The 18446-nt window shown below is 70.9% G+C and carries 24 protein-coding genes; 15 read left to right on the forward strand and 9 right to left on the reverse strand.

Features of this window, described 5'->3' with window-relative positions:
- Positions 1 to 5 precede the first annotated feature (5 nt).
- Both ACFVU2_RS05635 and ACFVU2_RS05640 read left to right on the forward strand, forming a co-directional pair.
- Complete coding sequence (locus ACFVU2_RS05635; protein ID WP_387871985.1) at positions 6 to 284, forward strand: type II toxin-antitoxin system RelE/ParE family toxin; 279 nt, start codon at positions 6 to 8, stop codon at positions 282 to 284.
- The gene (locus tag ACFVU2_RS05640) at positions 284 to 559 is read left to right on the forward strand and encodes a HigA family addiction module antitoxin (protein ID WP_387871987.1); all 276 of its coding nucleotides are present in this window, start codon (positions 284 to 286) and stop codon (positions 557 to 559) included. Before ACFVU2_RS05635 ends, ACFVU2_RS05640 begins: the two co-directional genes overlap by 1 nt.
- Before the next feature lie 22 nt (positions 560 to 581).
- On the opposite strand, the gene rimK is transcribed toward ACFVU2_RS05640, so the two are convergent.
- Positions 582 to 1784 carry a 30S ribosomal protein S6--L-glutamate ligase gene (gene rimK / locus ACFVU2_RS05645; protein ID WP_387871989.1) on the reverse strand — a complete coding sequence of 401 codons (1203 nt, stop codon included), beginning with the start codon at positions 1782 to 1784 and terminating at the stop codon, positions 582 to 584.
- Between the two features lie 24 nt (positions 1785 to 1808).
- On the opposite strand from rimK, the gene ACFVU2_RS05650 reads away from it, so the two are divergent.
- Positions 1809 to 2282 carry an ATP-dependent zinc protease gene (locus ACFVU2_RS05650; RefSeq protein ID WP_387871991.1) on the forward strand — a complete coding sequence of 158 codons (474 nt, stop codon included), beginning with the start codon at positions 1809 to 1811 and terminating at the stop codon, positions 2280 to 2282.
- Between the two features lie 95 nt (positions 2283 to 2377).
- Here ACFVU2_RS05650 and ACFVU2_RS05655 read toward each other — a convergent pair whose 3' ends face one another.
- Complete coding sequence (locus ACFVU2_RS05655; RefSeq protein WP_387871992.1) at positions 2378 to 3841, reverse strand: MFS transporter; 1464 nt, start codon at positions 3839 to 3841, stop codon at positions 2378 to 2380.
- A 54-nt stretch (positions 3842 to 3895) separates the two neighbouring features.
- Between ACFVU2_RS05655 and ACFVU2_RS05660 the strand changes: the two genes are divergently transcribed.
- The 3 genes from ACFVU2_RS05660 to ACFVU2_RS05670 are packed head-to-tail and all read left to right on the forward strand — an operon-like array spanning position 3896 to position 5523.
- Entirely contained in the window at positions 3896 to 4510 is a 615-nt protein-coding gene (locus tag ACFVU2_RS05660) for a TetR/AcrR family transcriptional regulator (RefSeq protein ID WP_387871993.1), read from the forward strand.
- 29 nt (positions 4511 to 4539) lie between these two features.
- Positions 4540 to 5028, forward strand: coding sequence for a GNAT family N-acetyltransferase (locus ACFVU2_RS05665; RefSeq protein ID WP_387871994.1), 489 nt, complete (start codon positions 4540 to 4542; stop codon positions 5026 to 5028).
- A 33-nt stretch (positions 5029 to 5061) separates the two neighbouring features.
- A complete protein-coding gene (locus tag ACFVU2_RS05670; RefSeq protein ID WP_387871995.1) occupies positions 5062 to 5523 on the forward strand; it encodes a hypothetical protein in 462 nt (153 codons plus the stop codon).
- A 340-nt stretch (positions 5524 to 5863) separates the two neighbouring features.
- On the opposite strand, the gene ACFVU2_RS05675 is transcribed toward ACFVU2_RS05670, so the two are convergent.
- On the reverse strand, positions 5864 to 6097 hold the full coding sequence (locus ACFVU2_RS05675) for a hypothetical protein (protein WP_387871996.1): 234 nt from the start codon (positions 6095 to 6097) through the stop codon (positions 5864 to 5866).
- A gap of 103 nt (positions 6098 to 6200) precedes the next feature.
- Between ACFVU2_RS05675 and ACFVU2_RS05680 the strand changes: the two genes are divergently transcribed.
- Positions 6201 to 6389 (forward strand): hypothetical protein, encoded by a 189-nt coding sequence (locus tag ACFVU2_RS05680; RefSeq protein ID WP_387871997.1) that lies wholly within the window; start codon positions 6201 to 6203, stop codon positions 6387 to 6389.
- A 22-nt stretch (positions 6390 to 6411) separates the two neighbouring features.
- Here the strand turns inward: ACFVU2_RS05680 and ACFVU2_RS05685 are convergent, their stop codons facing one another.
- Together ACFVU2_RS05685 and ACFVU2_RS05690 are read right to left on the reverse strand one after the other, a co-directional pair.
- Positions 6412 to 7026 carry an HdeD family acid-resistance protein gene (locus tag ACFVU2_RS05685; protein WP_387871998.1) on the reverse strand — a complete coding sequence of 205 codons (615 nt, stop codon included), beginning with the start codon at positions 7024 to 7026 and terminating at the stop codon, positions 6412 to 6414.
- 204 nt (positions 7027 to 7230) lie between these two features.
- Entirely contained in the window at positions 7231 to 8763 is a 1533-nt protein-coding gene (locus ACFVU2_RS05690) for an ATP-dependent DNA ligase (RefSeq protein WP_387871999.1), read from the reverse strand.
- 208 nt (positions 8764 to 8971) lie between these two features.
- Here ACFVU2_RS05690 and ACFVU2_RS05695 point away from each other — a divergent pair, with 208 nt between their 5' ends.
- On the forward strand, positions 8972 to 9376 hold the full coding sequence (locus tag ACFVU2_RS05695) for a hypothetical protein (RefSeq protein ID WP_387872001.1): 405 nt from the start codon (positions 8972 to 8974) through the stop codon (positions 9374 to 9376).
- Positions 9377 to 9407: 31 nt separating this feature from the next.
- Here the strand turns inward: ACFVU2_RS05695 and ACFVU2_RS05700 are convergent, their stop codons facing one another.
- Positions 9408 to 9599 (reverse strand): hypothetical protein, encoded by a 192-nt coding sequence (locus ACFVU2_RS05700; RefSeq protein WP_387872003.1) that lies wholly within the window; start codon positions 9597 to 9599, stop codon positions 9408 to 9410.
- Positions 9600 to 9829: 230 nt separating this feature from the next.
- On the opposite strand from ACFVU2_RS05700, the gene ACFVU2_RS05705 reads away from it, so the two are divergent.
- The 3 genes from ACFVU2_RS05705 to ACFVU2_RS05715 all read left to right on the forward strand — a co-directional run bounded on the left by ACFVU2_RS05705 (position 9830) and on the right by ACFVU2_RS05715 (position 13090).
- Positions 9830 to 10711, forward strand: coding sequence for a helix-turn-helix domain-containing protein (locus ACFVU2_RS05705; protein ID WP_387872005.1), 882 nt, complete (start codon positions 9830 to 9832; stop codon positions 10709 to 10711).
- A gap of 131 nt (positions 10712 to 10842) precedes the next feature.
- Entirely contained in the window at positions 10843 to 11601 is a 759-nt protein-coding gene (locus tag ACFVU2_RS05710) for a hypothetical protein (protein ID WP_387872007.1), read from the forward strand.
- 193 nt (positions 11602 to 11794) lie between these two features.
- Positions 11795 to 13090: an alpha/beta hydrolase gene (locus ACFVU2_RS05715; protein WP_387872009.1), complete on the forward strand. Its 1296-nt coding sequence runs from the start codon at positions 11795 to 11797 to the stop codon at positions 13088 to 13090.
- A 1-nt stretch (position 13091) separates the two neighbouring features.
- On the opposite strand, the gene ACFVU2_RS05720 is transcribed toward ACFVU2_RS05715, so the two are convergent.
- A complete protein-coding gene (locus ACFVU2_RS05720; protein WP_387872011.1) occupies positions 13092 to 13802 on the reverse strand; it encodes a YceI family protein in 711 nt (236 codons plus the stop codon).
- Between the two features lie 197 nt (positions 13803 to 13999).
- Here ACFVU2_RS05720 and ACFVU2_RS05725 point away from each other — a divergent pair, with 197 nt between their 5' ends.
- Positions 14000 to 14944, forward strand: coding sequence for a helix-turn-helix transcriptional regulator (locus tag ACFVU2_RS05725; protein WP_387872013.1), 945 nt, complete (start codon positions 14000 to 14002; stop codon positions 14942 to 14944).
- Positions 14945 to 14968: 24 nt separating this feature from the next.
- Here the strand turns inward: ACFVU2_RS05725 and ACFVU2_RS05730 are convergent, their stop codons facing one another.
- Complete coding sequence (locus tag ACFVU2_RS05730) at positions 14969 to 15550, reverse strand: Dps family protein (protein ID WP_387872015.1); 582 nt, start codon at positions 15548 to 15550, stop codon at positions 14969 to 14971.
- A 143-nt stretch (positions 15551 to 15693) separates the two neighbouring features.
- Between ACFVU2_RS05730 and ACFVU2_RS05735 the strand changes: the two genes are divergently transcribed.
- The 3 genes from ACFVU2_RS05735 to ACFVU2_RS05745 all read left to right on the forward strand — a co-directional run bounded on the left by ACFVU2_RS05735 (position 15694) and on the right by ACFVU2_RS05745 (position 17198).
- Positions 15694 to 16293 carry a TetR/AcrR family transcriptional regulator gene (locus ACFVU2_RS05735; RefSeq protein WP_387872016.1) on the forward strand — a complete coding sequence of 200 codons (600 nt, stop codon included), beginning with the start codon at positions 15694 to 15696 and terminating at the stop codon, positions 16291 to 16293.
- A gap of 46 nt (positions 16294 to 16339) precedes the next feature.
- Positions 16340 to 16921, forward strand: coding sequence for a sugar O-acetyltransferase (locus ACFVU2_RS05740; RefSeq protein WP_387872017.1), 582 nt, complete (start codon positions 16340 to 16342; stop codon positions 16919 to 16921).
- 73 nt (positions 16922 to 16994) lie between these two features.
- On the forward strand, positions 16995 to 17198 hold the full coding sequence (locus tag ACFVU2_RS05745; protein WP_387872018.1) for a hypothetical protein: 204 nt from the start codon (positions 16995 to 16997) through the stop codon (positions 17196 to 17198).
- On the opposite strand, the gene ACFVU2_RS05750 is transcribed toward ACFVU2_RS05745, so the two are convergent.
- Entirely contained in the window at positions 17174 to 18367 is a 1194-nt protein-coding gene (locus ACFVU2_RS05750; protein WP_387872020.1) for a hypothetical protein, read from the reverse strand. The two genes, ACFVU2_RS05745 and ACFVU2_RS05750, sit on opposite strands and share 25 nt — an antisense overlap.
- Positions 18368 to 18446 lie beyond the last annotated feature (79 nt).

Below are 18446 nucleotides of genomic sequence, written 5' to 3' on the forward strand. Positions count from 1 at the left end.
GACCGATGATCCGGAGCTTCACCCACAAGGGCTTGGCGGCGTACTACCGCTCCGGATCTGTCAAGGGGATCGTGCCTCAGCACGCCAAGCGTCTGCGGCTGATCCTTTCGGTGCTCGATGACGCCGCGGTGCCGGCCGACGTCGACCTGCCCGCCTTCGGTCTTCATTCGTTGAAGGGCGATTTCGCGGGGATGTTCTCGTTGCGCGTCAGCGGGAACTGGCGAGTGATCTTCGCGTTCGAGGGCGAAGACGTGATCCTCATCGACTACCTCGACTACCACTGATGAAGGGAGCTGATCCGACGATGCACAACCGACCGCATCCTGGCGAGGTGCTCGACGAGCAGCTCGGCCCGGAGGGATTGAATCTCACCACCGTCGAGGCGGCGATGACGCTCGGGATGTCCCGGCCCGCGTTGTCCCGGGTCCTCAACGGGCACGCCGCGATCAGCACCAAGCTCGCCCTCTCTCTGGAGCGCAACGGAATCGGCACGGCCGAGCTGTGGCTCAAGATGCAGATGCGCTACGACCTGGAGCATGCCCGGGCCGAGGCGAGCTAGCCTCAGCGCGGGCTGACGCCCCTCAGGACGCGGCCTCGGTCTCGGGCAGCGGCTCCTTCGGGAGCTTGCGCACCTTCGCGCGACGCTTGCGGCGGTCGGGGATCATCGAGCGCATCTCCTCCAGCTTGCCGAAGCAGAGGAGGCGGTCGCCGGGCTCCAGGAGCACGCCGCTGCGCGGGTTCGGGATGACGGAGCTGCCACGGTGCACGGTCAGCACCGTGATGTCGCGGTCCCACAGACCCGACTCCTTGATCGTCTTGCCGACCAGGTCGGCGTTCGTGTGCACGAGCAGCTCGGCCACGCCGTAGCCGGTCGAGACGGTGAGGCGCTGCCGCACGTCGATCTCGGGGAACGCGACCTGGTTGTCGATGAAGTCGATGATCGCCCCGGCGACGTCGAGACCGGTCGCTCGCTCGATGCCCTCCAGCCCGGGCGACGAGTTGACCTCCATCACCAGCGGTCCGTCGTTGCCCTCGAGCATGTCGACGCCGGCGACGCGGAGGCCCATGATCTGGGCGGAGCGGACCGCCGCCTGCTCGTACTCGGGCGTCAGCTCCACCTTCTCCACGGTCCCGCCGCGGTGCACGTTGGAGCGGAACTCGTCGCCGTGTGCGACGCGCCGCATCGCCGCCACGACGCGGTCCCCGACGACCAGGGCGCGGATGTCCCGGCCGCGGCTCTCGCTGATGAAGCTCTGGATGAGCACGTTCTGCTTGGTGGAGTGCAGCGTCTCGATGATCGACTCGGCGATCTTGACCTCCGGCGCCAGGATCACGCCGATCCCCTGGGTGCCCTCGAGCAGCTTGATGACGACGGGCGCCCCGCCGACCTGCTCGATCGCTCGACGCACATCGTTGCGGTTGTTGACGAAGGTCGTGGCGGGCATCGAGATGTTGTGTCGCGAGAGGATCTGGCTGGCGCGGAGCTTGTCGCGCGAGTTCGTGATCCCGTTCGCCGTGTTGGGCGTGTAGACGTCCATCTGCTCGAACTGCCGCACCACGGCCGTGCCGAAGTAGGTGATCGAGTTGCCGATGCGCGGCAGGATGGCGTCGTAGTCCGACAGGAGCTTTCCCCGGTACTGCAGATCGGGCTCGTCGCCGGAGAGGTCGATCGCGAAGCGCAGCGTGTTCAGCACCTTGACCCGGTGCCCGCGTTGGAGGGCCGCCGCGCGCAGGCGCTGCGTCGAGTAGGCGTGCGGGGCGCGCGAGAGGATGGCGAGTTTCACCGGTGCTCCTGCCAAGATGGGGGAATGGCTGACGACCTCCATTCAAACACCGTGGCGGTCGGCTGGCGTGAGTGGGTGGGTCTGCCGGGCATCGGCGTGCCGTGGATCAAGGTGAAGATCGACACGGGCGCCCGCAGTTCCGCGCTCCACGCGTTCGATGTCGAGGAGCTCGACGGCGACCGCGTGCGCTTCAAGGTGCACCCGTGGCAGGACACTGAGTCCGATGAGTTCGTCGTCGAGTGCGACATCCACGACCGCCGGGTGGTCCGCAGCTCGTCCGGGCACACCGAGGAGCGGATCGTCGTCCTCCTCGATCTGACGCTGGCGGGGCGCGTCGTCCAGGCCGAGACCACGCTGAGCAACCGCGACCAGATGGGCTTCCGGATGCTGGTGGGCCGCGAGGCGCTCCGTCAGGGCTTCCTCGTCGATCCCGGCTCCTCGTTCCTCGGCGGCCGCGCACCCCGTGACGTGCGCCGCCGCAACCGAGGCCGCGCCTAGGCTCCACAGGTCCACCGAGGCGGCGGATTCTGCGCCGCCTCGGCAGGATTCGCGCCATTTATCGCCGTCTCGCCGTCTCGACGGCTAGGCCGCGCCTAGGCCGCGGCGCGGGCGCGCGAGCGCGCGAAGCCGTAGGCGACGAGCGCGGCGGCGAGCACGGTGATCGCGCCCGCGGCGAGGGTCACCGCGGTGCGGAACTCTCCCGTCTGCTCCGGCGTCCAGCCCGTGGAGGCGAGGCTGCCCGTGAAGAGCGCGGCGAGGAGGGTCCCGGCGACCGCGAGGCCGACGCCCGACGCGACCTCGCTGGCCGTGTCGGTGAGGGCCGCGCCGATGGTGGTGCGGTTCTCCGGGAGGCCGCGCATCACGTTCACGCCCGCGACCACACCGACCACGCGCATGCCGGCCGCGACGAGCACGAGGGCGAGCGCCACCCAGACGTAGCCGAACCGCCCGAGCGTCGCGTAGACCGCGAGTCCCGCGACGACCGCGGCGGAGCTCATCCATGCTGCACGCCGGAACCCGGCCCAGCGGACGAACGGGCTCACGATTGCGCCGCCCGCGATGAGGACGACGACCTGGGGCAGCATCCCGAGCGCCGCCAGCGCCGGAGGCCAGCCCCAGTCGAGCTGCAGCTGAAGCGTCACCAGGTAGCCGAGGCCGGCGACCGCGAGACCCGACGCCGCCTTGTACGCCAGTCCGCTCGAGACGAGGGGGCGGGCGAGCAGGGCGAGGTCGAGGAGCGGGTAGCGCGCCGTCCGCTCGCGCAGCACGAACAGGATGGCGGCGACGACCGCGGCGGCGGTCGCCGTCCACGGCTGCCAGGAGCCCGCGCCCTCGTTCACGAAGAGCGTCGGAGCCACCAGGGCGAGCACGATCGTGGCGGTGCCGAGCACCGCGCCGGCGACATCGATCGGGTCGCGGTGCAGGTCCGCCGGAGCGTCGGCGGCCACGCCGGCCCGGATGCCCGCGAAGGCGAGAGCCGCGATCGGGACGTTGACGAGCAGCAGCGCCTGCCACGGTGCGACCGCGAGGGCCAGGCCGCCCACCGTCGGGCCGATGGCGAGCCCGACGAGCCCGACCGTGGAGATCAGGGTCGTCGCGCGCACCCGGAGCTCGTCGGTGGCGAACAGCCGGAAGGCCAGGGCCAGCGAGCCGGGCGTGGTCATGGCCGCCGCGACGCCCATGACCACGCGGACCGCGATCAGCTCCTCGGCCGTGCTGACGAAGGCGGTCGCGAGGCTGGCGAGCCCGAGCAGCACCAGGCCGGCGAGCATCACCCGCCGTCGACCGAACCGGTCGGCGATCGCGCCGAACGCGAGCATCGATCCGCCGAAGACGACGGCGTAGGCACCGGTGACCCACTGGAGGCCGGTGGTGGAGGCGTGCAGCTCGCGGCCGATCGTCGGCAGCGCCACGTTCAGGATCGAGTTGTCCAGCATCTCGAAGAGGAAGACGGCGGAGAGGCCGGTCAGTGCGAGCCAGGCCTCCCGGAGCGACCGGGGGGAGCGGCGACCCTGGTTGAATGAACCCGTCGCGGTGGTGGTCTGATCGATGGACATACGACTAGCTTATGCGACTAAGTTTAGTGACACAAGATAAGGTGTGTGATCGGAATGCCCAGGACCAGCGAGCGCGGCGGCCCGCAGACGCGCGCGCGGATCTCGCAGATCGCCACCCGGCTCTTCCAGGAGCGCGGGTTCGACGCGGTGACCGTCGCCGAGGTCGCGCGCGAGGCCGGCGTCTCGAGCGTCACCGTCTTCAACCACTTCCCGCGCAAAGAGGACCTGCTCTTCGACCGCACCGACGATGCTGTGGCGCTCCTCCGTTCGACCGTCGTCGATCGCGCCCCGGGCATCGACGTGCTCGACGCGCTGGAGGCCGCGGCCCTGCTGGTGCTGGACGACCGCCGCCCGCTCTCCGGGCTCGCCGAGGGCTCGCCGATCTTCTTCCGCACCGTCGCGGCCTCGCCGGTGCTCGTCGCCCGCACGCGCGAGATCGGAGCGGAACTTCAGGGCGTCCTCCGCGATGCACTCGCCGCGGACGCGTCCTTCGAGGGTGACGCCGTCCTGCTCTCCACGTTCGTCATCGCCGGCTACGGCACCGTGCTGGTGGAGACCGCCCGGCGCTTGATCTCCGGCGAGGTTCCCGACGCGGTCGCCGAGGGCCACCGCGAGCGGGTGCTCCGTCTGTTCCGCGCGCTGCGCGAAGGCGTGGGCCGCCCCTTCTGAGTCGCGGCATCCGGCCGTAGGGTGGCGGGATGACCGACGTCGACGTGCACCCGGCGGGCCCCGACGAGTGGGCCGCGGTCGGCGGCCTGCGCTGGGATTCGCTCCACGAGTTCGGGGGACTCCCGGACGATCCGCGGGACGTCTTCGCCGCGCGCTTCGCGGACTGGGCGGCGGCGAACCGGTCGTCGCACGAGTGCTTCGTCGCCGTCGCCGGCGGTGTCGTGATCGGGATGACCTGGCTCGCCCGTACGCTCCGCGTGCCGAGCGCCCGCAGCTTCGACCGGGCGTCGGGCGACCTCCAGTGCGCCTACGTGGTCCCGGAGTTCCGCAGTCGGGGCATCGGCGGGCGTCTCATCGACGCGGTGCTCGCGCGGGCGGCCGAGCACGGGATCGAGCGCGTCACCGTGCACTCGAGCCCCCGTGCCGTCGAGGTCTACGAGCGTCACGGCTTCGCCTCCGACCCCCGGCTGCTGCACGTGCCCGTCAAGCATGACGACATCTTCGTGCCTCGCGACTGACCGGGCAGTGGCGCGAAGCGCTACGGTGCTCGCGTGTACATCGCCCTCGTGCTGCTCCAGACCCTGATCCTCCCGCTCGTCTCGGGTGTCGTCCATCTCGCCGTGGCCGGGGGAGACCCGCTCGTGGTGTTCGGGATGTGGTGGGGATTCTGGGGTGTCGGCACCCGGCTCCTCGTCGCCGGCGTCAGCCAGCTGGTGAACCCGGCGCGCACGTCGAAGGGGATCCTCGGCATCGGCGATCCCGCTGCGGCGCAGATCGTGCACGAACTCGCCTTCGCCAACCTCAGCCTCGGGGTCGCGGCCGTCGTCACCTCGCTCGTCCCGCCGTGGGGTGTCCTCGGCGCGCTTCCCGGCGCGATCTACCTCGGTCTCGCCGGCGTGCGGCACGTCGCGAAGCGCGGCAAGGCTGCGGAGGAGAACGTTGCGACCTGGACCGACCTGCTGGTCTTCGTGGTGGTGGCGCTGGGCATCGTCGCGGTGCTCGTCGCCGCGTGAATCGACAGTAGACGGAGCGGTCCACCGTCAATTGCTGACGGTTTCTGTCCTCCAGATTGAGGACACGGGGTGCGGGGCAATAGCGTTGGTCTCAGCCCGGGGATGCCTGCCGCGATGTGGATTCGAAATCCGATAGCGATGACGTCTCAACCCGACACGGAGCAGTCGGCATCCCCTGGGGGCAGACTTCCTTCCGGTGGACGCGGCGCCCTGCGCCCCCACCTCTCCCCGGTCCCGCTCCGACAACCCGAATGCGGAGCGGCCGCCGTCGTCGGCGGACCCGGGCTCCCCGTACCCTCCGGAGCCCGGTCCGTCGCGGCTGCGTCGTGGCGACCCGGCGTCAGAGTGGCCAGAGCACCGGCGGCGCGGGATCGGCAGCCGGCGTCCCGGCGAACAGTCCGCCGTCGAGCGCCGGCGAGCCGTCGTCGTCCCGGCGCACGGCGACGGGGGCGGTGGGCATCCGCCGGTCCGCGCCGATCGCGCCGGCGGCGAGCACCGCGCCGACGGCGAGCAGGGCGAACAGGGCGAGGGCGAGCATCATCACGTGGAGGAGACGACGCCGAGCTCCTGTCATGACGCGATTTCGACGAAGATCGTCCGAGAGCGTCATGGATCGGCACCTGCTGCGTCTCACCAGGTGGAGGGGCGCAGTCCCTCAGCTGGAGAGAGGATCACCGATGACGGACGCCACGAGCACCACGACCCCGACGACCGGGGAGCGCAGCGAGGACGAGATCGAGGAGCTCGGCAATCCGCTCGACTTCCACGCGGAGGTGTACGAGAGCAGGCTGACGCACGAGCCGATCAAGGTCGGCTGCTGGTGCTCCATCGGCCGCACGCACACATACGAAGAGGCGGTCGCCTGAGCGACCGCCTCTTCGCGGGACGTCAGACGGCGGTCGACGGGGTCGCGACCCCGCGGCCGAAGGTGATCGCCCGGATGATCTGGATGATCCCGAGCACGATCAGGCTGATGCCGGTGAGGACGAAGAGCACCACGATCCCCCACAGCGGGGTGAAGAGCAGGACGATGCCGGCGATGATGCTCAGGATGCCGAAGAAGATGGCCCAGCCGCGGGACGGGGAGTCGCCGAGCTGAGCGAGCGTGACGGCACCTTCGACGATCCAGGCGATCCCGACCAGGATGCCGAGGAAGACCGCGAGGAACGCGGTGGTCCCGCTGAGGTTCGCGAAGGCGATGATCGCGCCGATCACGAGCAGCACCCCGAAGACGATGTCGAGTGCGCGCGCGCCTCCGCTGAGGCCTTTGGCGAAGATCCCGATGCTGAGGTAGGCCAGGCCCGACACGAGCAGCGAGATGGCGATCAGGATGGTGAGACCGACCGCCGCGGTCTTCGGCCAGAACACGATGATGACGCCGATGATCAGCGCGACCGTGCCGCTGATGCCGAGCGCGACGCGCACGCTGCTGATGAGCGACGAGGTCAAGTCCTTGCCGTTGAGCGAGAAGGCGGCGAAACCCGAAGGCTGAGAAGTGGACATCGCGAGCATCCTTTCCGTGGATGCTTCGGACGCTAGCGCTCAGCCCACCCGCCTGTCTATGACCATCGTCACGGACGGACCGACCGGAGTCAGCGCAGGCGCTCGTCCTCTTCGCGCTCCAGACGCTCCTTCTCGGCGACCTTGGCCTCTTCGGCCTTCTGGATCTCTTCTTCGCGCGGGGTCTTGTTCGTCATGGTCGCGAGCCTACTCCGCGGTGCCCCGCAACAGTCCCCGGAGGTTCGCGATCGTGTCGGCCTCGGCCGCCGTCTTGTCGTCGCGGTAGCGCTTGACCCGCGCGAACCGCAGGGCGATGCCGCCCGGGTAGCGGCTCGACCGCTGCACCCCGTCGATGGCGGTCTCGACGACGGTCGTGGGGGCGACCCACACGGTGCCGGGAGTGCGACGCACCTCGATCTCCTGGAACAGCTCGGTCTGCATCCGCAGCATCTCGTCCGTGAGGCCCTTGAACGTCTTGCCCACCATGACGAAGCCGCCGGGATCGCCGTACTCGCCGCCTGGGTCGAGCGCTCCGAGGTGGAGGTTGGAGAGCAGCCCGTGCCGACGGCCCGATCCCCATTCGCACGCGAGCACCACGAGGTCGTAGGTGTGCACGGGCTTCACTTTGATCCAGCTGGACCCGCGCCGCCCGGCCGCATACGGCGCCCCGAGCGCCTTGACGACCACACCCTCCTGGCCGGCCTCGAGCGCTTCCCGCGCGACCTGCTCGGCCACCGCGGGGTCCGCCGTCACGCGACCCGGGATGCGGTGCCCGCCGGCGACCCGCTCCAGCTCGGCGCGCCGGATCGCGAGCGGCTCGTCGAGCAGGTCGCGGCCGTCCACATGGAGGATGTCGAAGAACCACGGGTGCAGCACCGTCTCGCTCGCCGACTCCGAGCCGAACCGCGACATCGTCTCCTGGAAGGGCCGCGGGCCGCCGTCCTCGTCGAGCGCGAGGGTCTCGCCGTCGAGGATGAGGGTGCGCGCGGGCAGGCTGCGCACGACCTCCACGACCTCCGGCACGCGATGGGTGATGTCGGCGAGGGTGCGCGTGAAGACGTGCACCTCGTCGCCGGAGCGGTGCACCTGGATGCGGGCGCCGTCGAGCTTGAACTCGACGGACGCCTCGCCGGTGGTCTCGAGCGCAGTGCTCGCGCTGGCCGCCGTGGACGCCAGCATCGGCAGCACGGGCCGGCCGACGACCAGTCCGACCGCGTCGAGCTCGTCGGCCGTCCCGGTGAGGGCCAGGTGTGCCGTCTCTCCGAGGTCGCCCGAGAGCATCGCGGCCCGTCGCACGCTCGCCGCCGGCCGCTCGGAGGCGCGGGCGACGGCGTCCAGCAGCACGCCCTCCAGCGCGCCCGTGCGCATCTCGCCCAGCAGCACGCGCCCGATGAAGTCCTGCTCGGCGGGCGTCGCCCGCGCGGTGAGGTCGCGGAGCGCGGCGGTGCGTTCGGCCGCCGAGCCCGCGCCCGAGAGGGTGAGCAGCCGGTCGAGCAGGGTGTCGAGGTCGCCGATCGACAGGGTCGGCTCCGCGGCGGGCTCGCCCATCGCCGCGCCCAGCCCGCGCCAGCCGATGCCGACACGGCCCTGCCGCGGCCGGCCCACCAGCATCCCCACCGAGGGGGCGATCTCGTCCGGCGCCAAGCGCACCAGCAGCCCCGCGAGCGCGTCGATCTTCGCCAGCCGAGACCGCGTGGCGGAGACGGCGTCGGCGGTGGTCACGAGCGCATCGAGGAGCACGCCGCCAGTCTCCCACCGCCCGCCGACAGCGCCACCCGCGCGGGCGGATCCCGTGCGAGCGCATCTCGCGCGAGCGTCGAAGTTCACGATGTGGCGCCCATTCCACCCCGTTTGACCGCCACGACGTGAACTTCGATGACGGGGACGGAGGTTCTCCTGTGGCTAGGGTGGAGGCGGGGGTGGGGGCATGAGGGGATGCCGGAGGATCATGACGGCCGCGCTGGCGCTCGCGGTGATCGCGGGTGCGGGAGCGGGGTGCACGGCCATGCCGTCGCCGTTCGACGGGGAACGATCGAACGCGGACGAGCTGCCGGCGATCGTCCCGCCGATGGAGGGGGCCGACGCGGCCAGCTCCCGCTATCAGGGGCAGTCGTCGGGCTATGACGTGTACCTGTTGAAGGGGAAACCGCCGTCGCAGATCTGCCTCGTCGTGACGGCCGGGACGGCGGACACGACCCTCACCTCGTGCAGTGGCGGCTCCTGGCTGCAGACGACCGTGTCCGACGGGACCGCCTTCCGGGTGCAGCTGCAGGGCTTCGACGGCGATCCGGACCCCACGGGCACCGAGGTCTCCCCGTGGGTGCACGACGTCACGGGGATCGACGAGGGCTGACCCGCGCCCGCCGCCGCGAGCGGGCGTCGCCTCAGCGCGCGCCCAGGATGCGCTCGACACGCACCCACGTGCGCTGATCCACCCGGCGACGGCCCTCGTCGACCGCGGAACGGAGCACCGTGTACGGAGACCCTCCGTACGAGCTCCAGGCCGTCTCCGTGACGCAGGTCACGAACCCGAAGCCGGGCACCAGCAGGGTGCACGTGACCGCCTTCTCGGACATCGCCGGCTCCTCTCACCGGGTGGGCACTGCGCAACCGAGTCTCGCCGGTGCGCGGGAGACGACCGGCTGCACTGCGCGATTTGCGAGCATGAATGCGAGTTCTGCTCAGATCCGTGATGTTCGGCTCGTACGTCTCCTCCTGTCCTCCGTCGCCCGGCAGTGGTTCACTGGATGCGGGGCGCGGGAATCGAAGGGACCTCGTGGTGTCGCGGCGATCGAAATGGGAGGCCATGCCCCCGGTCCAAGGCCTGCGGTTCACGGCACGCGGTGTCGGCGGCGCGGCGGCGAACGACGCGCTGGTGGAATACCTGTCCTCCGCGAACCTGAAGGTCGTCGAGCTGGAGGAGTCTGACAACCTCCAGGTCCACATGACGCGGTTCCCCGAGCTCACCTTCGCCCACGTCGACCTGCCGCGGTCGCGCGTCGAATGGCCGCGGGACGAGCTCTCGCTCACGCGGGCGGCCATCGTCCTCTGCGTGCGCGGGCGCGTGACCGTCACCTCCGGCTCGACGGTCCTCCAGCGCGGCCCCGGCCTGTTCCTGATCCCGCCCGGGACCGCTCCCGTGGTGTTCGAGACGCGGGATGCGCTCAACGAGATCCTCTACATCAGTGCGCCCGCGTCGCTCGTGCACGAACTGGACGTGCGCGGGCGGTCCTCGGGCGCGCGTCCCGAGGTGCCGGCGAACGTCCTGGCGCCGCTGCTCGCCTTCACGACCTCCCTGAGCTCCGGAACCGTCGGCAACTCGATCGTGATCGGCCCTCTGCGCTCGGTCGCGCTGGAGATCGCCCGCGCCCTCGCCCGGCTGATCGCAGAAGGCGACCCCAGCGAGCTCACGCTCTTCTCGCGGACGATCCGCCTCATCGTCGACAACCGCGCGGATGCCGGACTGACCGTCCCGAAGCTCGCGACGCTGGCCGGTGTCTCCCCGCGCAGTCTGCAGGCGGCCTTCGCCGCGGAAGGAACGACGGTGGCCCGGGAGCTGCGCGCGACCCGCGTCCGAGCAGCCCAGGACCTGCGTGAACGACATCCCGGGATGCCCGCCACCGAGATCGCCCGAGCGGTCGGATTCGGATCGGTCGCGACGCTGTACCGCGCCCTCCGCACCCCGTGAACCCCCCTTCGCATCCTCGCAGAGGGTACGGACCGGAGGTCCAGAACCGTTCCGTATGGTCGCCGGATGCCCGCGGACCGAGCGGCGCCGGCACCCTGCCGGCACCATCGCGGGCGACGGAAAGGATCCACGTGAACGACAGCATGAACACCTCCGTTCGGAAGAAGAAGGGCGCCGCCCAGCGCGTCGCCGTCGGGGCCGCCTCGCTCCTCGCGGCAGGCGCGCTCGTCGGAGTCGGCGCGCAGGGCGCGTTCGCCTCCACCACCGACCACGGCTCCGGAGGAACGGGGTCGGCCTCGTGGTCGGCGCCGGCCGGCCACGGCACCGGCCAGCTCGGCCACGGTCTCTTCGGCAGCGGTGGCCAGGTGAATGGCGCGCAGGCGCAGGCCCTCGCCAAGCGCGTCATCGCCGACAAGGCCCTCTACGACCTGCTCCCCGACGCGCTCCAGCACGATCTGACGGCGCTCGCCGGCGCGACGGCGCAGCAGCGCACGGCCGATGCGAAGAAGGTCGTCACGACCGCCCTCGACGGCGGGTACGGCACCGCGATCGCCGATCTCGCGAAGCACCTGAAGGCCTCGGCCGGAGACCGCTCGGCGAAGGCCGACGCGACGGGCCTGCTCGACAGCCTGCGCTCGGGTGATCTCTCGGGCGCGTCCCTCGGGGCGGACGGCGCGGTCGTCGCCTCCGAGATCTCCGCGGACGCGCAGCTCTCGGCGAAGCTCCCGCAGGCGCTCCGGACCGACCTCGCGACGCTCGCCGCCGCTCCCTCAGCGGAGCGCACGACCGACGTGCAGAAGATCGCCACGACCGCGATCGGCGGAGGCTACGGCGACGGCATCCAGCAGCTCGCCGGCCAGATCGCCCGACAGCTCGCAGGCGGCCACTGACCCCGGCCGGTGACAACGTGGGGCCGCGACACGGTTCGCGGCCCCACGCTCCGTTCTGAGGGGACGCGCAGGTTCAGGCGGGCGAATCTCAGCGCCTGTCGGCGCGGCATCCGGTTGAATGAGCGAGGGATCCGAAAGCGGGTCCTACGTGAGGGCCGGGCATTCGCGGGCCCGTTCTGACGGGGGTCGCCGCGTGTTCGATGGAGTGCTGTCGCTCGATGTGCTGAGCGGTCCGCTGCCGGTGGTGCTGTACGGGTGCGCTGCGGCCATCCTGGTCGCGCTGCTCGTTCGGCGCCCCACGAAGCGCTGGCTGCTGCGGGCGGCACTCGCGCTCGTCGTCGGACTGGCTGCAGCCGTCGCCGTCTGGCTCGTCTGCATCCGCTGGCTCAACCTCTTCGGCGAGTCGCTCGGCGCGGGAAACTACCTGTGGGTCGCCGCCGCGTTCTGCGGGGTGGCCCTCTGCGTGGTGAGCATCGCGCGCAGACCGCGGTGGCGGACGATCGTCGCGATCGTCGGCATCCCGGTGTTCCTGCTCTCCGCCACGCTCGGGATCAACGCGAACTACGGCCTCAACCGCACGCTCGGGGGTCTGCTCGCCATCACCGTCCCGAAGCCGGTCGCGCTGGCCCCGCCGACGAGCGCCGATCTCCGGTACGACTCCACTCTGTGGAAGCACTGGAAGGCGCCGGCAGGGATGCCCGAGCACGGCGAAGTCGGGACGGTCCGCATCCCCGGCACCGTGAGCGGCTTCCACGCGCGCGAGGCCGGGCTCTACCTGCCTCCCGCAGCCCGAGTGGCGCATCCACCGGTGCTGCCGCTGGTCGTGATGATGATGGGGCAGCCCGGCAACCCCGATCCGGAGCCCATCGCCACCGTGCTCGACCGCTTCGCGGCATCCCACCACGGGCTCGCGCCGATCGTGGTCGTGCCCGACCAGCTCGGCGACGCGACGCATGACACGCTGTGCCGCGACACGACCCGCTTCGGCGACGTCGAGACGTACATCACGGAGGACGTGCCCGCCTGGGCGGAGAAGAACCTGGCGATCACGCACGATCATCGCTTCTGGACCGTCGCCGGCTACTCCAACGGGGGTCTCTGCGCCCTCTCGTTCGGGCTCCGCCACCCCGATCTGTTCGCGAACATCCTCGACATCTCGGGCGAGGAGTTCCCGGGAGCGGAGCATCCCGACGCCACGCTGCACGACGAGTTCGGCGGCGATCAGGCGGCGTACGACCGGGCGAAGCCGTTCACCTGGATCCCGACATTCGCCCATCCGGGCACGACGGTGATCTTCACGGCGTGCGCGGACGACCCGGTGTACCACCACGTCGCACTGCGCGGTTCGCAGCTGGCCCGCGCCGCCGGCATCAACACCGCATTCGTAAACATCCCGCGGGGCGGCCACGGGATCGGCGCGCTGAACGGGGGCCTCGACGGCGGCCTCGCCGACCTCTATCCGCTGCTCGGGCTGGCGGCGCCGGGCTGAGTCAGCCCGCGGCCTTCTCGAGGTTGAGCAGGAACTCCACGGATCCCGTCTTCTCGACGGTCACGAAGCCGAGGCTCGGCGCGGTCACACCGAAGTCCGAGAAGGTGATCGGGATGCTGCCGCTCAGCTGTCCGCCGTCGCCGTTCAGACCGACCTGCAGGTCGGCCGTGACCGTCTTCGAGACGCCGTGCAGGGTGAGGGTCCCGGTCGCCGAGACGGTCTGCGCCGCCCCCGACTCCGGTGCGCTCACCGAGATCGGCTCGGCGAGCACGAACGTCGCTTCGGGAAACTGATCGGTCTGCAGCGCGGTGGAACGGAAGTAGTCGTCGCGGTTGGGCTCGTCGGTGGCGATCGTGGCGACCTTCACCGTGACGGTCGCCTTCGTCAGGGTCAGCTTGTCGACGCTGAAGGAGCCGGTGACGTCGGAGGTGCGACCTGTCACGGTCACGTTCACCCCGTTCAGCACCTCGTCCACGCGGTAGCCCGCGAACGACGAGGCTCCCACCTGCCAGTCGCCGCTGAGATCGGAGGTGTCGATGGTCGTCTTCGCCTCCGGGTCGGTCGTGAGAGCGATCGTCGGGACGGCGTCGGCCGGCGCCGCGATGAGGTCGCGGTAGACGTAGGGGGCGGCGATCGCCCCGGCCACGCCGAGGACGACCACTCCGGCGGCGACGGAGATCCAGATCTTCGAGGACTTCTTCATCGGGGACATGTCAACAAACCTACGGACCCGAGCGGCGTCGGTGGCTGGGAGTCGCCGATGATCGGCCTGGGAAGGCGCTGGTGAAGGGCCTCGGCACCCATTGACATCACAGCGAGAATGCGCGGCTGGCGATCCGCGCGGAACGGACGATAGTGGATTCCACGTCGGCGACTCGCCCCCGGAGCCGCCGGCATGGAGGAGCTTCTATGTCAGTGATGCGTCTGGAAGTGAAGACGACCGACCCCGCAGTGGCGCACGAACTGCTGCGCGAGGTGTACCGCGGGAGCGACCTCAGCGTGCCGAAGGGCGCCCCCTTCAGCTACGACTTCTCCGTGGTCGGCGACGAGCGGTTCTCGTTGCTGAGCGTGGACCAGCGGTCGTCGGGGCGGGCGGTGATGGATGCGCAGAGCGCCTTCGTGATCGGTGAGGCCGCGCGGCCGGTCCAGGTGTCGGCGGAACGTCGTGAGTTCGACACCGCGCAGCCCTACCTGTACCCGCTCGCGCCGGCCGAGGCGTCGTGGGAGGCTCGGCTGCTCGTCACGGTGACCCAGCTCGACGACGTCGCCGTCCGGGGGCTGCTCGCGCATCACTATGGACGCGGCGGTCTGCCGGTCCGCTTCGGCGACACGGCCCCGATCTCGGCCGAGCGCGCGCAGGTCTGGTCGGCGGCGGCCGCGCACGCGCGGTGGATGGCGGCGGACCCGGAGCTCTTCGAGAACGCCCTGATGCGCGACGCCCTCTTCCGCGGTCTGACCGCGGCACTGGTCGCGGCGTTCCCGAGCAACCTGCTCGACCTCTCGGGCGGCCGCGACGGTGCGACGGCGACACCGGCCGCCGTGCGCCGTGCCATCGCGTACATGGAGTCGAACGTCGCCGAATCGATCAGCGTGGCCGACATCGCCGATGCCGCGAGGCTGTCGGCCCGCGGGCTCCAGGAGGCGTTCCAGCGGGTGGTCGGCGACACTCCGACCCGCTATCTGCGCCGGATCCGGCTCGAGGCGGCCAGGTCGGAGCTCCAGCGCAGCGACCGGTCGGACGGCGTGACGGTCGCGCAGATCGCACATCGCTGGGGCTTCGCCCACGTCCCCCGCTTCGCGACCTACTACCGCGAGACGTTCGGGGAGAGCCCGCGGGACACCCTCGATCGCTGACCGACGGCGCCACGCGGGAGGCGGTCAGGCCGTGGCAGGCGTCCTGTTCTCGGCGCTGACCATCCAGGCGAGCTGCTCGAGCCGCTCGATGAACGCATGGAGCAGGTCGGCGGATGTCGGGTCGGCCTCGTCGACGTCGTCGTGCACCGAGCGCATGGTGCGCACCGCGGTCTCGAGCCGGGCGGTGATGAGATCGATGGCCGCGGCCGTATCGATCTCGCCGTTCGGGAACGCCTCGAGCGCCGTGGATTCGGCGACCGTCTGCGAGCGGCCGTCGGGAGTGGCGTGCAGGGCGCGCATCCGCTCGGCGACATCGTCGCTGAACCCACGCGCGGCATCGACGATCTCGTCGAGCTGCAGGTGCAGGTCGCGGAAGTTGTGTCCGACGATGTTCCAGTGCGCCTGCTTGCCCTGCAGGTGCAGCTCGATCAGGTCCACGAGCACGCGCTGCAAGTCGCCCGCGAGCGACGGCGGTGCGACGAACCCGTGCTCGGCGTTCTCGCGACGGGTCGAGTGCTCGGCCGTCGACTCGCCGCGCGGGCGGGTGGTGCGGGGTGCTGCCGCGCCGGCGGCGGACTTCGTGGTCTTCTTCGTGGTGGTGGCCATCTGCTTCGCTCCTCGGATTCGATTCGCGGCGGACGGTAGGCCGATCGCCGGGGGTTGTGAACCGGGTTGACGTCGGACCGGGCCGGAGCGGGAGCCGGATCGCGGAGGAGGCTGCTCGATGCGTACGTGTGTACGCTGACGGGATGGCCGACAGCCCCGACGCCGCCTCCGCACCCCGCGCGACCGCCGACGCGCGCCGCCCGCGCAGACACGACCCTGCGCGCCGCGACCGGATCGTGGACGCGTGCCTCGACGTGATCGCCGAGTACGGGGTCGCCGGCACGACGCATCGGCGCGTCGCCGAGGCGGCCGATGTCTCGCTGGGGTCGATGACCTACCACTTCACTGGGATGGATGCTCTGCTCGCCGAGGCGTTCGACCGGTTCGCACACACGTTCAGCACGGCGTTCGAGGCGAGCATGGCCGACTGCGGCTCCGCGGCCGAGGCGCGGGAGGCGCTCGCGCGGCACATCCTGCTGGAGGTGTTCGACACCCCGCGCGAGCTCGTGCTGACCCAGGAGCTGTACACGCTGGCCGCCCGCGACCCGCGCTACCGGACGATCACCAACGGCTGGATGGGCCGCAGCCGGGCGGTGCTGGAACGATTTTTCGATCCCGTGACGGCGGGCATCCTGGACGCCCTGGTGGAGGGGATGACGCTGCATCGGGCGCTGGACATCGAGCCGTACGACGCCTCCGCCGTGCGCGCCGCGATCGATCGGGTCGCCGGCTCGACCAGCTGACTCGCCGGTGTGTACGGGCGTACACACCTAATGTACGATCGTACCTATGAGTCACGACTACTTCGCGGGCGACCCCCGCTCGAACCGCGAGCGCATGCTCGCCGGCGACCTCTACATCTCGGACGACCCCGAGAGCGAGCGCCGCGCGCTGCGGGGCGCCCGCCTCGCCGACTCGTACCACCGCGCCTGGCTCGCGGACGACACGACGGCGCGGCCGATCCTGGCCGAGCTGCTCGGGTCGCTGGGCGACGACGCGTTCGTCAAGCCTCCGCTGTTCGTCGACTACGGCGAGTTCATCTCGATCGGCGCCCGCACGTTCGTCAACTACAACCTGGTCGCGCTCGATGTGGCGAGCATCACCATCGGCGAGGACTGCCAGATCGGCCCGAACGTGCAACTGCTGACCCCGACGCACCCCGTCGACCCGCAGCCGCGCCGCGACAAGCTCGAGGCGGCGGAGCCGATCGTCATCGGGGACAACGTCTGGCTGGGCGGCGGCGTGATCGTGTGCCCGGGCGTGACCATCGGCGACAACAGCGTGATCGGCGCCGGCTCGGTCGTCACCCGCGACATCCCGGCCGACGTGGTCGCCGTGGGGAACCCGGCGCGGGTGATCCGCGGGATCTGAGGATCCCGCCCGGCGCTACTGAACTCCTCGTCGTTCCACTGAGGCGGGCGATCCGGCGTGCAAGCCTTGCGGCATGGCCGCCGACACCGAACCCGTCCTTCTCGGATCCGTCTGGGAGCGCAGGACCGACCTCCGGCGCGTGATCGTCACCGGGCTCGTGGACCTCGGCTACGGCATGGCCGACGTGTACTGGGCCGGGATCGGCGACTACGTCGGCACCGGCCGGTGCGGGTCGCACGTGTGGCGCAGTCGCTACCGGCTCGTGCCGAGGAGCTGAAGGGTCCGGATGTACCACCCGGCCTGCGCGGGACTCCACCAGGTGGTGAGTGAACCGGTCTTCACGACCGGATAGTTCCACCCGGGCGCGTACTGGATGGCGATGTCGTCGAGCATGGCGCGGGCGCCGGCGGCGTCGCCCATCAGCGCGGCGGCGTACGCCAGCGGAGTGGCCGCCTCCGCCCGGTCGAGCTCGTTCGACCTCCAGCCTGGCCAGCGGGCGGTGAGCGCGGCCCAGGAGGTGGACGCGCGGGAGTCGGTCGGCGGCACGACCCCGAAGTCGATCGGGAAGTACTGGGCCATGCTCTGCGCATAGAAGGGGCCGGAGAGGTCGGGTGCGACCGAGTCGTGCCAGCTCCAGAGGTTCTTCTGCGGGTTCCACTGCTTCGCGACGATGGCGTTCCGTGTCGTCGTCGCCCACGATGCGTACGCGGCCGCCTGCGCGCTGCGGCCGAGCGCGGCCTCGAGCGCCGCGAAGTCATGCAGGCCCTGGTAGACCTCCGCATTGTCCATGAGATACGCGACGTTGTAGGTGAAGGTCGCCTGGGTCAGGCCGGAGGCCTTCCGCACGCCGGTGGGAGCCGGACCGAGCAGGGCGGCGACCTTCTCGAACGCCCCGATCCGCGACGCCAGCGTGCTCCTGCCGGTGGCGTCGGTCTTCTTCCACAGTGCGGCCGCGACCATCAGCGTGGTCGCGGCGTAGCTGTCGACGGAGTCGTAGCCGCCCGTCGACACCTCGGCGCCCGCCACGATCGCGTAGTCGTCGATCGTGAACCGGCCGCCATCGGCGCCCGACGCCGTGTTGAGGTGGGCGAAGACCCAGTCGAGCCAGCGCGCGGCGGCGGAGACCGAGGGCTGCGACCCCTCGGCGAGCAGCCCCAGCGCCGCATAGTTGCCGAAGTACGGGTTCACGCCGCCGCTGCCGTGCAGGATCGCACCGCTCGGGCGCTGCTGGCCACGGATGAACGCCGCCTGTTCGCTCGTTCGCGCGGCGACCGAGGCCGCATCCCATCCCGCGCCGGGCGTCGCGGGCGCGGCCTGCGCTGCGGGGGCGGCCTGCGCTGCGGGCGCGGCCTGCGCTGCGGGTGCCGCCTCGGCCGGCAGTGGCCCCAGCGCCACCGCCGCACCGATCACTCCCGCCAGCACCGCCAGGGACCTCTTCGACATCATGTGCGCCTCCTCGAGAACCGTGATTCACGGCTCAAGCTACTGGGGTGACGGGCGATCCCGAAGAGGCGATTGCGAATCC

It is taken from the genome of Leifsonia sp. NPDC058194, from assembly GCF_042883605.1.
Classification (GTDB): domain Bacteria; phylum Actinomycetota; class Actinomycetes; order Actinomycetales; family Microbacteriaceae; genus Leifsonia.

Coding starts and splice junctions, on each gene's coding strand:
- ACFVU2_RS05635 (WP_387871985.1), top strand. CDS start 6: ATGATCCGGAGCTTCACCCACAAGGGCTTGGCGGCGTACTACCGCTCC.
- ACFVU2_RS05640 (WP_387871987.1), top strand. CDS start 284: ATGAAGGGAGCTGATCCGACGATGCACAACCGACCGCATCCTGGCGAG.
- ACFVU2_RS05650 (WP_387871991.1), top strand. CDS start 1,809: ATGGCTGACGACCTCCATTCAAACACCGTGGCGGTCGGCTGGCGTGAG.
- ACFVU2_RS05655 (WP_387871992.1), bottom strand. CDS start 3,841: ATGTCCATCGATCAGACCACCACCGCGACGGGTTCATTCAACCAGGGT.
- ACFVU2_RS05660 (WP_387871993.1), top strand. CDS start 3,896: ATGCCCAGGACCAGCGAGCGCGGCGGCCCGCAGACGCGCGCGCGGATC.
- ACFVU2_RS05665 (WP_387871994.1), top strand. CDS start 4,540: ATGACCGACGTCGACGTGCACCCGGCGGGCCCCGACGAGTGGGCCGCG.
- ACFVU2_RS05675 (WP_387871996.1), bottom strand. CDS start 6,097: ATGACAGGAGCTCGGCGTCGTCTCCTCCACGTGATGATGCTCGCCCTC.
- ACFVU2_RS05680 (WP_387871997.1), top strand. CDS start 6,201: ATGACGGACGCCACGAGCACCACGACCCCGACGACCGGGGAGCGCAGC.
- ACFVU2_RS05685 (WP_387871998.1), bottom strand. CDS start 7,026: ATGTCCACTTCTCAGCCTTCGGGTTTCGCCGCCTTCTCGCTCAACGGC.
- ACFVU2_RS05695 (WP_387872001.1), top strand. CDS start 8,972: ATGACGGCCGCGCTGGCGCTCGCGGTGATCGCGGGTGCGGGAGCGGGG.
- ACFVU2_RS05700 (WP_387872003.1), bottom strand. CDS start 9,599: ATGTCCGAGAAGGCGGTCACGTGCACCCTGCTGGTGCCCGGCTTCGGG.
- ACFVU2_RS05705 (WP_387872005.1), top strand. CDS start 9,830: ATGCCCCCGGTCCAAGGCCTGCGGTTCACGGCACGCGGTGTCGGCGGC.
- ACFVU2_RS05720 (WP_387872011.1), bottom strand. CDS start 13,802: ATGTCCCCGATGAAGAAGTCCTCGAAGATCTGGATCTCCGTCGCCGCC.
- ACFVU2_RS05725 (WP_387872013.1), top strand. CDS start 14,000: ATGTCAGTGATGCGTCTGGAAGTGAAGACGACCGACCCCGCAGTGGCG.
- ACFVU2_RS05730 (WP_387872015.1), bottom strand. CDS start 15,550: ATGGCCACCACCACGAAGAAGACCACGAAGTCCGCCGCCGGCGCGGCA.
- ACFVU2_RS05735 (WP_387872016.1), top strand. CDS start 15,694: ATGGCCGACAGCCCCGACGCCGCCTCCGCACCCCGCGCGACCGCCGAC.
- ACFVU2_RS05740 (WP_387872017.1), top strand. CDS start 16,340: ATGAGTCACGACTACTTCGCGGGCGACCCCCGCTCGAACCGCGAGCGC.
- ACFVU2_RS05745 (WP_387872018.1), top strand. CDS start 16,995: ATGGCCGCCGACACCGAACCCGTCCTTCTCGGATCCGTCTGGGAGCGC.
- ACFVU2_RS05750 (WP_387872020.1), bottom strand. CDS start 18,367: ATGATGTCGAAGAGGTCCCTGGCGGTGCTGGCGGGAGTGATCGGTGCG.